Source organism: Halomonas cupida (assembly GCF_900142755.1).
GTDB classification, from domain to species: domain Bacteria; phylum Pseudomonadota; class Gammaproteobacteria; order Pseudomonadales; family Halomonadaceae; genus Halomonas; species Halomonas cupida.
Genome location: NZ_FRCA01000003.1, coordinates 71,797 through 84,480 on the forward strand (window position 1 = coordinate 71,797; position 12,684 = coordinate 84,480).

Below are 12,684 nucleotides of genomic sequence, written 5' to 3' on the forward strand. Positions count from 1 at the left end.
TTGCGGTGGCTCAAGCTACTATGATAGTGGTGCGGCAGCTGACGACCCAAAGCTGTCTTTTGAATTCCAGCTGTAGATGACCGCAATGCAGTGGGAGCGGTCGGCGACCCGACCTCGGAAAACAGCCTAAGGTTGCGATAACCGGGCCTCAGTAGGCGTCCACGCGCACGGTTACCGGCTGGCCACCTTAGATAGACTGAGTGCTGATCTCTTGCGAAGTACAGTCCAGGCGCATAACCTGCCTCAATCGGGCAGTCGGTTCCTCGGCTGATGGCTATTCAAGTATTTTCAGGCTAGCGAGATGGCACAATCCCCTGAACTCGCCGGCGGCGAGGGGTTCTCCTTTGAAGGCGACGCAGCTGCGTACTATCTAACTGCGCTGCTAGCTGAGGCATATGCACCAGGCATCGATGATCGAACCGTTGTCCGCGTGTCGGTTCAGCAGCGCGATTTTGATGAGCCGCTCGATGATGTGATCGTCGATTTTGAAGACACCGCAAAGAACCCTGCTCGCCTTAGCCTCCAGGTAAAACGTTCGCTCACGATCAGTAAGGCGGAAACGAACTCCGACTTTTGCGACATCATTCGCGACAGTTGGGCTACTCTCAACAAGCCTGATTTCCGCATTAACATCGACCGCTATGGAGCAGCAGTTGGAACCGTTACCCCCGCCAAGGAACGAGCTCTCAAAACTCTTTGTGATTGGGCCCGTGAAAGCCTGACGGCTAACCATTTCGACGCTCGCTTTGAGGCAGAGGGGAATGCCAGTGCCAACATCATAGCGGTCAAAAATGACGTCGTAGCCCTGCTGGAAGAGACGAAGGGGACACCATGCACGTGTGAAGAAGTGCACCAGTTCCTTGCTCACTTCGTACTCATTCAGTTCGACTTCCTTCGCGAAGGCGCCACTGACCCCTCTGAGGCCATTAATCGCATCCGAGATTGCCTCGCACCCGATGACTCACCCAAGGCCCCACTGGTCTGGTCGCGCACCGTTCAGCTAGCTCGCGCATCAGCCGGTAAAGCAGGCCAATATGATCGCGCGCGGCTTGTGCGTTCTATCTCCCCTGTCGCACGCCTTCGCGGCGCAAACTCCTTTCGAATAGCCCTCGACAAGTTGACGGAGCTCGGAAAGAGCTACGCGAACTTCATACCCGACGATGTTGGCGGAACGAAGCTCGACCGAACCGCGCTCCTTAAGGCCCTGGACACCAAACTCATCGGAGCCCGTGTCGTCCAGGTCCGCGGCTTGCCAGGAAGTGGTAAATCAGTCTTGGTGAGACGAGCGGTACAACGCGCGCTAGAACACGGACCAGTCCTCTTCCTCAAAGCAGAACAGCTCGAAGGCAGCAGTTGGATCAGTTACGCGACCTCGCAGGGTCTCTCTGGTCCTCCTTTGGAGCAACTTCTCGTGGAGATCGGAGCCGCCGGCACTCCCATTCTGTTCATCGATGCAATCGATCGCATCGAGAAAGAGCACCAGCCCATCATCCTCGACGTGATCCGCGCCGTAGTGGAGTCACCGTTGCTCGATAACTGGCGTATTGTCGTCTCCCTTCGAGACACTGGCATTGAGGTGCTTCGGAATTGGTTGGGCGACTTCCTTGACGCTCTAACTGTCGAGACCCTTGGCGTTGAGCAGCTGATTGATGAAGAGGCCGAGACGCTCGCAAAAGCCAAGCCACACCTCAGGCCACTTCTATTTGGATCACACCAGGTGCAGGAGATCGTCCGCCGCCCCTTTTTTGCGAAGGTGCTGGACCAGAGTTATGTGGCCGATCCTAGTGCCCCAACATTTGCCCCTCAATCTGAAGTCGATCTGATCGAGAATTGGTGGCGACGGGGCGGCTACAACGAGACCGGTCAAAATGCGATTGAACGCCAGCGAGAGCTGCTCAATTTAGCTTCTCTTCGTTCCCGCAAACTTAGCCAGCCGATTCGCCTTAGTCAACTAACCTCGGTCGCACACGTCGATGATTTTAGATCGGATGGCATACTTCAGAACGCTCGAGAAGGGATCTCCGTTCGTTTCGCTCACGATATTTTCTTCGAATGGGCTTTCTTCCATGTCCTGGTCGATCATGGGGCTCAATGGATGGAAGAGATCAAAGCCTGCGGAGAGCCACCAGCGGTAGCACGCGTCGTCGAACTTCTCTCCCAATGGGAATACATGCAAGGAGAAGACTGGTCAGCGTACCTCGCCCAGACCGAAGGTTCGGACCTTCGATCACAATGGCTGCGCGCGTGGCTGGTCGGCCCCCTCGGAACCGCGAGGTTCGAAGTTGATGAGAACCAGTTCGCGACGGCGGTCTTTGCCGACGACTTCCGCCTGTTCAGGAAGGCTCTCGTCTGGTTTCAGGCGGAGAAGACCTCCCCCAATGTGAATATCCTCGCTGGTAACCTCCCACAGGAGCAACGCCAACGGTTTGCTGATCTTCTCGGGTGGCCGTCCGACTTCAGTGCGTGGCGCCGCCTCATCGACTTTATCCTACGGCGCATTTCCGACATTCCGCAGAGACTCTATCCGGAGATCGTGGCTATCTTTGAGGTTTGGCAGAACGCCTTAACCGATCTTCGCAACCCAACGTCTTGCGCTCTTCTCCAACAATGCGCGACCTGGCTCGCTGCCATCGACGAGATTAGTACTTCCGATGGGCCGGACGAGAACTCCGCGTACTGGGAGAAGGTGCCCAATCTGGAATCTTTCCGAAAATCCCTGGGGCGGCTCCTCTTAAGAGCGTCGAGAGCCGAGCCGATCCTTGCGGCCGACTATTTGCAGCGCGTCACCGACTCAGAGCGCATTCGTGACGACGCGTTTCATGACACCATCACCTTCTCACCCGTTCTTGCCCAATCGCTGCCTCAGTCGCTCGTCGATCTTTCCCTGGCTTTTCTGCAGGAGGAGCTTCCAGCAGACCGGGTTGTCAGAGAAGAACAGAAACTTCAAGCCGCATCCGTGCGGCGAAAAAGAATCTCGGCAAAGCCGGCAGCCGAGCGCACGCCTCAAGAACAAAGGGCGCTTTCCACGGCACCTTTTCTACACACCATCGGTGACTTCAACCGCCACGACTGGAACAGACTCTCGATCCACGATGATTACCGATGCTTTTCACCCCCTTCGCCACTTCGAGAGCCCTTTCACTCACTTTTCCAATCATCGCCTAATGAGGCACTGCGGCTCCTCCAGGAACTCTGCAATCATGCGATGAATGCTTGGCGACAACTGCACCGATATTCTCATGACCGTGATGGCAACCCCATACCGCTAGATCTCACCTTTCCCTGGGGCTCCCAAAGGTTCTGGGGCACCGACCGAGAGTATCTTTGGTTTCGTTCGACGTGGGCGCCGAATGCCATCGGTTGTGGTTTTTTTGCGCTTGAGGAATGGTGCTTCGCCGAGCTTGCGCGCGGCCGACCTGTTGACGAGCTGATACAGCAAAGCGTCGAGGGTAACGAGTGCATTGCCGTCCTGGGCATTGCGGTAATCATCGCGCTCCACACCGAAACCGTGTCCGAAGCAACGTTGCCGCTCATCACCTCTCAGCGCCTGTTGGCGGCAGACCATAACAGATGGACGCAAGACCTTTCACCGTTTGCTAGCCTAATCGGCTTTACGTCTAGTACCGATAAGCCTCACGCTGAGGCGATTCGAGCAGCAAATAACCGGCAGATTCGCAAGACAGAGCTTAAATGGATGGTGCCAAGATTCGTCTTTTCGACAGGCCCTATCCGCGACCGATCCCGTGAAGCAATCTTTAATTTCAAAAACGATCTCCCCTTTCAGTACGAGGAGCACCGCAACAATCAGAGGGCAAGGGATCATCTTACAGTGCAGGCCCTCGAATTTGCCGAGCTGGCGAACCCGGAAAATTATCAGGCCTACCGTACCAAAGACGATTCAGAACAGATTTCGATTGTCCATGTGAGTCCTTCTGCCGCTAAGCCTGAAAAAGTCGCTAAGGCCGAAGAAGCTTCTAGGTGGCTTAAGCAAACGGACCTTTGGACGTGGGCATCCAAATCCTTTGAAGGGAAGGCACTGAACGACACCTACGCTATTGAAGATGCCATTGCACTGGCCAAAGAAGCGGACGCCAACGGCTTATACGAGCACTCAAACAACGAGAACGACGAAGAACTGTTAAATATGCGTCGCGGTGCGGTCGCTGCTACCGCAGCCATCGCGCTCAACTTTCGGGAAGAATGCACTCAAGAAGATCTTGAGTGGGCTCGTAAGGTCCTCAGGCGTGCTATCCAGTTACCCGAAGATAATCGGATGCGATCACCTAGCTCCATCATACCCTGGCATCATGCGATATATGTCGCACGCGGCCTCGCAGCGGACCTCCGCGAAGCTTCAGCAACAAAAAGCACAGCGCGGGACCTCATCTGGCTGATTACGCACCCACTGGAAGTCGTTTGGTTGACCGCCCTCGAAGAAGCCTGCACGCTTTGTTTCAAAGATCCCAAGCTGACTTGGAGCATACTGGTACTGGCATTATCGCGCTGCCACGTTTCACCACGATCATACGATCATCGCAATCAGCATAATGAAACCTTCCACTCATCAAGCGAAGTGCAATCGGCGGTCGACGCGGTGATAGCATTCTATGAGCAAGGAAGCGAATGGCCCTCCCTTCCGCTACCACCTCCAGCGTGGGTGAAAGTGGACCACGATAAGGGACAGCGTTGGCATCAAGCCTACGAAGATTACGATGCAGATGATGCATTTGACGCGAATGAGATATGGGAAGAGCCAGATGTCATTTGGCATTCAGAACAAGCTGCAAAAATTCTTGAGCAAATTCCCTTCGAGGAGATACTGAGAAGTAAGGCGAAAAGGGATTTACTCGATTTCCTAGCTGGCTTACTCGAATGGACAAATCAGAAGAATGCACCGCCTTGGGTGAGGCCCGGACGTCGAAACCGGTCAGCCACTCGAATTTTTGAATGGACCCACAGCCTGGGGTCGAGCCTTGGTCGAGTAGCCGGGCTTCTCCCTCTTAGCGATTTTCAGACCCTCTTCCTCGATCCGATTCTGGCGCTTGAGGGAGACAATTGCTGGGCTCTCCTTTCTCCATTCGCGAGCACCTATATCTGCTCATACGTATACGATGCGAAGGTTATTCCAGCTGATTCAATCGCCATACTCGATCTCTGTCTTGAACGACTTCTTCAGGACTCTGCTTTCAATCGCGACGCCTATCGAAGTGGAGAATTCTCAGGCTTCGATCAACCCAAGCTAGTCAACACATTGATGTTTGTCTCAGTCGAACATGCGGGCTTGGCCGCCCGCTACGTGAATGGCGACTGGTCCGAAATCAGCCGTATCCTGCCACTCATTGATCGTTTCGTTCGCGCTGGCGGATGGGCTGCTTCCGTAATGGACCCGTTCTTGACGCTCTGTGAGCGAGCTAAGGCCAACTACCCGGCCGAAGCTTTCGCTGACCAATTGCTCGCGATCACCGGCGACGGACCTGACAATCTAAAGGGGTGGCATGGAGCGTTCATTCCAGCGCGCATCGCGGAGCTGGTGCAGCACTTCGCACATCGTGATGCGCCGATGACGCTGGCTCTGGCTCAGAAATTCCTGCGCATCCTCGACATGTTGGTCGACATGGGCGACCGGCGAAGTGCGGCGCTTCAGCTTGGCGAGGCATTCCGCGAGATTCGTTTGCCTTCCTAGCCTGAGGCTTGGTCTTAAAGGACTTTATTTAATAAGGACTGAAAGCGTGATAAACGTTGCACAAGCAATCAGCTTGTTATCGGTAGCTTGTGGTCAATGTGGAAAATCTAAAGGCTGATGTATGAAAGCTGACTTTCTTATGTGTGGATGGCATGTCCACTTGTGGCCGGGTGCAGAACTTCAAGCTAAGCTGATAGATGTGCGGCTGTTTACGACCCTGAGCGGCCGTGCTGTGAAATGTAGCAGGCGCGCGAATTTTGACTATACGGCATAACTGAAATTAGTACCTTAAAAATCATTGGCTTAAGAGAATCTGACAGGCTACATTTGCCAGCAAAAAGTGCCAGCACGTTCATTCGATCATAGAGCGCGCCATCTAATACGCTGTTATAAAGCTATGGAGAGTATGTGGTAATCGGTGGAGTGGATATTCAAAGCTTGCTTGATGAGTTTGTCGAAGAGCAAGCACAGCTTCTTAGAAATGATGCAAGTGAGCAAGCAATCTCGCATCAGTTGGCGATGAAATTCGCTCCGCATTTCCCTGAATGGCACATTGACTGCGAATACAATCGCAGAATGGAAGATGTGAAAAGACTGATTTATGCGGTATCGCCTACCGGCGACGCCTGTGAGCGTAACGTAGTTCCAGATATTATTATCCATAGACGCATGACTAACGATAATTTACTGGCTGTAGAGATTAAGAAATCAACTAATCAAGAGCATAGCTTTAAAGACGGGGCAAAGCTTGCAGCATTCAGAGATCAGTTAGGCTATCAGAATTCGTTGTTTATTCGTTTTCTCTCGGATGTAAATGATGTCGGCATCGTCGAGCTTGATTGGCAATGAGTTTTATAACAAGGCTAGGCACGGCGACGGCTTTTCCGTTGCGGCTTCGCCTTCACTACAAAGCCGCGCGTGCTAGCGGCGTTAAAACTTAAGGAGAGACTGTGCAGGATTCTTTAGCATTGACGGTGGCTGCTGGAGTTGCAGTTTTTATCCTGAGCCAATTTTTCATGAAGTTCATCCTCGATCCTGCGGTTTCACTGAAGGAGGTCCTTGGTGAGCTAAGCCACTTTTTCCTTTTCAATCAGGCAAAGATCACCAATGCTAGCGGCACACAAGAGCTCCAGGACGGAGCAAAAATGTTGTCAGCACAGCTTCTTGCCAAGAAAGAAGCAATTCCGTCCTACAAGGTTTTTGGGAAATTGCTTGGCCTCCCTGATGAGGAGTCCCTTGTGAATGCCGCTATGGAATTAAACTACGTTGCGGGCCTTCTGAATGAAAACTATCCCGGAAAGAGTACCCCAGAAAGGGCGACGGAAATCAGCAAATGCATGGAGTGCATTCAGCAACATCTGAATGTTAGGGTTTCCTATCTTTCGAGCAGCCGCTGAAATCCTAGCGTAGAAAGTGCGAAGGCGGAACATGTTTTAACAATACGCGTCACACGGATGCCCTTTACGCTGCTTCGCTCTGTAAAGGCCACCGGCGCGCTCTACGTTAAAGCACTACATCAGTGACACCTAAAAGACTGCTTTTGGCCGAATGGGGACGTTAGGCTAGCTGAGGGCATCGTTAGGACACTCGAAGGCCGGCTATTCATTTGAGCTCACTGATCTTTCCTCATCTTGTTCAAGCTACTTCCCCCTCTGTGGAACCAAACGCTATGTGGCGATAGGTTTCATATCTGACTTGTGCAGGACCGGGGGCGTTGGCTATTCTTGATGGGCACCCGTTTGCTGCTGACGGCAACAGCAGCGCCCTTTGCCCTTCGGGGCAGCCCACAAGCCGTAACGCATCCCGAGAAACGGCGCCCGCAAGGGCTGGATGCTACCTCACCCCACCAGGGAGACTTTCCCTGGACGGGAGTCTCCCATCCACTAGAAGGAGATTCCCATGCAGTTAGGCATTGCCTTGTACAACGCCTTGCGTTCTGCCGATGTCTCGGATGAGAAGGCAATGGATGTCGTCAATGCCCTGGAGAGCGAGATGCAACAGCAACTAGCCACCAAGCAAGACCTGAGCCAGCTGGAGACACGGCTGACGGTTCGTCTTGGCGGTATGATTGCCGGTTCCGTCGGCGTTCTCAGTATCGTCATGGCGTTGCTGAAGGTTTTCAGCTGACACAGCGCTTTCGCTTCACCGATCCTGCTTCTACTACCCATCTGGGGACACATCCCCAATGGGACGGTGTGTCTCCCGGATTTGATCCACTGGAGCATCACCATGAAGAAGAATCCACTCAAAGGCTGTCGCGCCTTACTTCTCTCTGTTCTGATTCCGCTTATGTTCCCGCAGGTCATACCCGAGCCACTCCGGTGGATCTGGTTGACGCTTGTCGCCCTGGTGGTGCTAAAGCGCCTCGGGATCATCAGCTTCGGCTTCGATCGTAGCACTGGCGACGAGGATGAGACGGCTTCTTCGAAGTCCTCTGCTTCCCGTCAAGACGGCGTTTCGCATCGAGGAGAGATCGTTGCCCATGGCAGCGCTCCCTATCAGTTCGACGAGGCAAACCGCCTCAGCTACTACATCACGCTACGAACCAAGCGTGGTGACGACAGAACCGTGTGGGGTATCGATCTAAAGCGCGTAGCGCTGGAGACCCCACTGGCCGTTGGTGACACTGCCGCGCTCGAGTTTCTCGGGCGTGAAGCGGTCGTTGTCAAACAGCCAGTTCGTAATGACCAGGGGCATGTCGTGGATCACCGCAAGGTGAGCACGCACCGCTATTCCTGGAAGGCACACGTTCTGCCGGTATAAACCAAGCGGTATCCACCCTATGGGGAAGTTTCCTTCCCCCTGGGGCGAGGTGCTTCCCCTTTTTTTGTTCAAACGAAGGAGAAGCACAATGACGACTGCAATGACTCAACATGCCGTTCCGCGCATCGATGTCACGACCAAGGCAATGTATCGCGGCCTGTGCCCATCAGATCGAGACCGGGACTACAGGGTCCACATGGAGCAGCCTCTTTTGAACGAGGTTGTCATGTTATCTGCCGCCACCTCAGCACATGAGCGTGTGCCTGCGGTGTTCTGGCTGGATCTCATAGACGACTTCATGGACAGCGCGAGAGAGAAACTTGCCGGTGTTCCGTCAGGCTGCCGTGCCATTGACTGTGAGGTCGAGATACACGGCAACCTTGGCGTCAGCAACTTGCCATGCTCACTGCGAGTTCATGTCGAGGTACAACGCTACTTCGGGCACCAGCAGGTGCTGGTGTTCTCTCTGGCCGGTCACAGCGTCATGGCTGCCTGACCATCCCCTTCTCCACTTGATAGCCCGGTTCGCCGGGCTTTTCTCACCTACCCGACCGGGATGCGCTCCCGGTGGGGGCCGCTCGGTCGTCATCTTGAGGATCTGACGATGGCCGATATCTATCAGGCAATCACTGACCGGATTCTGGAAAGTCTTGAGCAGGGAGTCCTACCCGGCGTCGGGAGGCCCTGGGATCCGTCCAGTCGAACGCCCCTCATTCCCTGCAATGCGGTTTCCGGGCGTCAATACAACGGCATCAATGTGCCATTGCTCTGGGACATGGCCGACAAGCGCGGCTTTTCTCAAGATCGCTGGCTGACCTTTCGCCAAGCGAAGGAAGCCGGAGGCACGGTACGCAAGGGCGAAAGAAGTACCCTTGCCTGTTTCTACAAACCCATGAAGCGGGAGATCGTCGACGACGCCGGCGATCCCGTCTTGGACGAGGAAGGCAACCCTAAGGAGAAGCACTTCGCTATCCTGCGGGGGTTCAACCTCTTCAACATCGACCAGTGCGATGGACTTCCAGATGAAGTTACGAACCCGCCTGCAACCACGATTGAGGGATTCAAGAGCGTGGATGCGCTCGATGACTTCATCGATGGCTGTGGCATCAAGGTCGTGCACTCACTGGATCGTGATGTTGCTGGCTATTACCCCAAACAGGACCGTGTGCTGCTGCCGGCAAAGGAGCGGTTTCATGACGCCGAGGGGTATTACAGCGTCGCACTGCATGAACTCACGCACGCCACCGGGCACGAGTCACGCCTGGCGCGTGCCGGTATCACCGATCCCGACACGAAGTTTGGCTCGCCAAAGTACGCGCTCGAGGAGCTGGTCGCACAGCTGGGTAGCGCGTTTCTGTGCGGGCACTTCGGGATCCGGAACGACGCTTTCGATACCGCCTACATCGCCAGCTGGATTCAGGCGTTGAGGGACGACAAGAGAGCCATATTTCGGGCCACCGGTGCGGCACGCCTGGCAGCGGAGTTCCTGAAGCAAGCGCACCAGGAAAACCGTGCTTCGGCATCCACTGACCAACCGCAGCAGGAGAGCGCCAAGGCAATGCCGACGCGCCGACCCAGGGCGGATGATCAGGACATTGAACTGTTCGGCCATCAGTGGCCACTGGGCGATAGCGTCAAGCTGGACCCCACGGTCGACCGGGGGACTTTCCGGGCTCAGGTATCGCGCCTGAAGCAGCTCGGATATCAGTTCGATGCCAGATCACAGACCTGGAACTACGCGGCTGTTGCAGCCGCCTGAGCTTTTCAACAAGGAGGTAGTTGATGACTCCCACGCTCGACAAACCTGTTGGCCACCTCGCCTATCGCGATCTTGGCCTCCCGTTGCCCGTCACTGTTCTACGGATCGGTGCCGGCTACTACCTGGGCACGCTTAACGATGAAGGCCCCGTCTCGCGCGAGTCGGCGGAATACTTCACAACGCACGACCAGGCTCTGCAGGCGTTGGCCAGCGGCAGTTGGACTCAGCGACTGTATGCCTGACTGACTACCTGACCGAAAGGTCATTCCCCTACGGGCGATTTCATCCCGTTGGGGATGGATCGCCCATCAACAACATGATGGAGACGAGCAATGTCAGTGACTAAATCCATGGATCCCATGTTCTCGGCACTCACCGAAGCGCAGCTGCGAATGATTGAGGACCAGCTATCCAACAACGAGTCCTCGACCGACGAGGAGTTGTTCGAGTTCTTCATCGAAGAAGGCATACCGGTGACGCCGGCGCGAGAGGCTGTATCCCTTCGCGACGACTACCTGGCCCGGATCTTCGAAGAGGGCTACACGCCGATACGTGCTGGTGAGAATGCACGTTTCTATGACCCGCAAGCACGGCAGTTCAAGCGGATCTGATCACATTCACTTCCCCGAGGGGCGACGCTTGCCCCTCGGGGGTAGCTCGCCCCTTTTCCTTATTACGGAGGCGAGCATGACGACTCAACCCCGGCTCCGGCGCCTCGAGGAGGCCCCGGAGCTTTTTCTGGACAGCTATGTCGCCGATAGCGACAGCGCAGTGTTCCTATCCCTCTGGGGACGGGATACCGCGATCCATGAGTTGATGGCCAAGCTGACGTTGTCGATTGGCGAAGGCGGCCTGGACAGTTTGACCTTGATGGGAGAGCGGCAAGTCCGGTTGCACTTGAACCGCGACCGACTAGGTAAGCGCACCACGCGGACCTATCGACAAACGCGATTCGGCAGTCTGCTGAACCTCTGGCTGTTCGATCAGCGCTGCCAGGAGCCCGACCGGGCCAATCGGCAGTGCTATGCCATCTTCAACGAAAGAGATTCCCAGCAAGACAAGAGCGCGATGCTCTGGGCGCGACTGCGGGATCTGGCGGCATATCCGCTCCTGGATCACTGGCGACCGACGATCGCTCAGCTGCTCCTCGAGCATGAAGCCATCCGCCTGCTCGACCAGACGTCCGAGCGTCTGTCCGGCGTCTGGATCGACCTTTCGCTGCCTTCAGTGCAGGAGGCGATCGGCCAACGTATCCACTCCGGCGAACTCGCCATTCAATGAACCCAGGAGGCCACCATGGCGCTGATGTTTCCACGGTTGGCGAGAAACTTCGCCAAGAACGGCTATTACCCAACCGATGAGGCCACGCTCGAGCGTGTGTTGAATGCGCTGGATGCGTCGCACGACCAACGTGTGCGAATCCTCGATCCCTGCGCCGGCGAAGGCATGGCGATCCTGGAAACTGCGCATCGCCTGGGCCGGGAGAGAACCGATGCCTATGGCATCGAATTCGACCTCGAGCGAGCCCGACACATGCAGCGCGTCGTGGATGTAGGGATCCAGTCGGATTTGATGGATACCGTCATATCCCCACGATCGTTCGGGTTGCTGTTCTTCAATCCCCCCTATGGCGACCTCGTTGGCGAGACCGGCGGCAGCAAGGGTTATGCCGGCAAGGGGCGACAGCGGCTGGAGAAGCTGTTCTACCAGCGGTCAGTGCATCTTCTGCAATACGGTGGGGTGATGGTCATGATCGTGCCGGGGTATGTGTTCGATGACGAGCTATCGAACTGGGTTGCCCAGCATTTCGATCGCGTCAGCATCTACCGGGCTGCCGTGGACACGTTCCAGCAGGTGATCGTGTTCGGAGTGCGCACCAAGCGCAATGCACTACTGGCCAACAGCAAGACGAAAGAGGTCAAAACGCTGTTACAGGGTATCGGCTCGAAGGACATCGAGCCGGACATCCTGCCGGAATACTGGAGCAGCGAATCCTACGATGTACCGCCGGCTTCGAGTAGCACGCCGCACTGCTATCGCGTGTCGCTGGAACCCGAGCAGTTGGAGCAGGAAATGGACCGTCTCGGCGGCCTATGGCCTGACTTCAACCTCGCGTTCTGGACGGATGGCGTCACGCAAAGACGTCCGCTGTGTCAGCTGTCCAGCTGGCACCTCGCACTGTCACTGGCAGCGGGAGGCATATCGGGCATCGTGACCTCGAGGTCGGGGCGTCAACTGGTCGTGAAGGGAGATACCTTCAAGGAGAAAGCTGCGAAGGTCGAGTTTGAGGAGGACGCCGACGGCAACATCACCGAGCGTCGCATTCTGACTGACCGCTTCGTGCCGGCCATCATGGCCTGGGACGTGACGCAGGGCTCTCCGGAGCGAGGCAAGCTATTCAAGATCACATCGACGCCGGCAAACGTGCCAGTGACTGAAACCGCCGACACCGAGTCGGCATAACCACTAACCCCGATCG

Annotated in this window: 11 protein-coding genes; all 11 read left to right on the forward strand. The window is 55.6% G+C overall.

Annotation, left to right across the window (positions count from 1 at the left end; all coding sequences use genetic code 11):
* The first annotated feature begins 301 nt into the window (after positions 1-301).
* The 11 genes from BUE38_RS06750 (at position 302) to BUE38_RS06800 (ending at position 12,668) form a co-directional block, all read left to right on the forward strand.
* Positions 302-5,683, forward strand: a complete 5,382-nt coding sequence (locus tag BUE38_RS06750; RefSeq protein ID WP_073434282.1) for an NACHT domain-containing protein — start codon at positions 302-304, stop codon at positions 5,681-5,683.
* Positions 5,684-6,091: 408 nt separating this feature from the next.
* Positions 6,092-6,532, forward strand: a complete 441-nt coding sequence (locus BUE38_RS06755; protein WP_073434283.1) for a hypothetical protein — start codon at positions 6,092-6,094, stop codon at positions 6,530-6,532.
* 101 nt (positions 6,533-6,633) lie between these two features.
* Positions 6,634-7,080, forward strand: coding sequence for a hypothetical protein (locus BUE38_RS06760; protein ID WP_073434284.1), 447 nt, complete (start codon positions 6,634-6,636; stop codon positions 7,078-7,080).
* A gap of 502 nt (positions 7,081-7,582) precedes the next feature.
* Positions 7,583-7,810, forward strand: a complete 228-nt coding sequence (locus BUE38_RS06765; protein WP_021817777.1) for a hypothetical protein — start codon at positions 7,583-7,585, stop codon at positions 7,808-7,810.
* Positions 7,811-7,912: 102 nt separating this feature from the next.
* Positions 7,913-8,446, forward strand: coding sequence for a hypothetical protein (locus BUE38_RS06770; protein WP_073434285.1), 534 nt, complete (start codon positions 7,913-7,915; stop codon positions 8,444-8,446).
* A 226-nt stretch (positions 8,447-8,672) separates the two neighbouring features.
* Positions 8,673-8,942 (forward strand): hypothetical protein, encoded by a 270-nt coding sequence (locus tag BUE38_RS06775; protein ID WP_143166222.1) that lies wholly within the window; start codon positions 8,673-8,675, stop codon positions 8,940-8,942.
* Between the two features lie 108 nt (positions 8,943-9,050).
* The gene (locus BUE38_RS06780; RefSeq protein ID WP_073434287.1) at positions 9,051-10,205 is read left to right on the forward strand and encodes a DUF3275 family protein; all 1,155 of its coding nucleotides are present in this window, start codon (positions 9,051-9,053) and stop codon (positions 10,203-10,205) included.
* A 23-nt stretch (positions 10,206-10,228) separates the two neighbouring features.
* Positions 10,229-10,447, forward strand: a complete 219-nt coding sequence (locus BUE38_RS06785) for a hypothetical protein (protein ID WP_073434288.1) — start codon at positions 10,229-10,231, stop codon at positions 10,445-10,447.
* A gap of 90 nt (positions 10,448-10,537) precedes the next feature.
* Positions 10,538-10,816, forward strand: coding sequence for a hypothetical protein (locus BUE38_RS06790; protein ID WP_143166223.1), 279 nt, complete (start codon positions 10,538-10,540; stop codon positions 10,814-10,816).
* A gap of 76 nt (positions 10,817-10,892) precedes the next feature.
* Positions 10,893-11,486, forward strand: coding sequence for a hypothetical protein (locus BUE38_RS06795; protein WP_073434290.1), 594 nt, complete (start codon positions 10,893-10,895; stop codon positions 11,484-11,486).
* Between the two features lie 15 nt (positions 11,487-11,501).
* Positions 11,502-12,668: a DUF6094 domain-containing protein gene (locus BUE38_RS06800; protein ID WP_073434291.1), complete on the forward strand. Its 1,167-nt coding sequence runs from the start codon at positions 11,502-11,504 to the stop codon at positions 12,666-12,668.
* Positions 12,669-12,684: the final 16 nt, after the last annotated feature.

Coding starts and splice junctions, on each gene's coding strand:
- BUE38_RS06750 (WP_073434282.1), top strand. CDS start 302: ATGGCACAATCCCCTGAACTCGCCGGCGGCGAGGGGTTCTCCTTTGAA.
- BUE38_RS06765 (WP_021817777.1), top strand. CDS start 7,583: ATGCAGTTAGGCATTGCCTTGTACAACGCCTTGCGTTCTGCCGATGTC.
- BUE38_RS06770 (WP_073434285.1), top strand. CDS start 7,913: ATGAAGAAGAATCCACTCAAAGGCTGTCGCGCCTTACTTCTCTCTGTT.
- BUE38_RS06775 (WP_143166222.1), top strand. CDS start 8,673: ATGTTATCTGCCGCCACCTCAGCACATGAGCGTGTGCCTGCGGTGTTC.
- BUE38_RS06780 (WP_073434287.1), top strand. CDS start 9,051: ATGGCCGATATCTATCAGGCAATCACTGACCGGATTCTGGAAAGTCTT.
- BUE38_RS06785 (WP_073434288.1), top strand. CDS start 10,229: ATGACTCCCACGCTCGACAAACCTGTTGGCCACCTCGCCTATCGCGAT.
- BUE38_RS06790 (WP_143166223.1), top strand. CDS start 10,538: ATGTCAGTGACTAAATCCATGGATCCCATGTTCTCGGCACTCACCGAA.
- BUE38_RS06795 (WP_073434290.1), top strand. CDS start 10,893: ATGACGACTCAACCCCGGCTCCGGCGCCTCGAGGAGGCCCCGGAGCTT.
- BUE38_RS06800 (WP_073434291.1), top strand. CDS start 11,502: ATGGCGCTGATGTTTCCACGGTTGGCGAGAAACTTCGCCAAGAACGGC.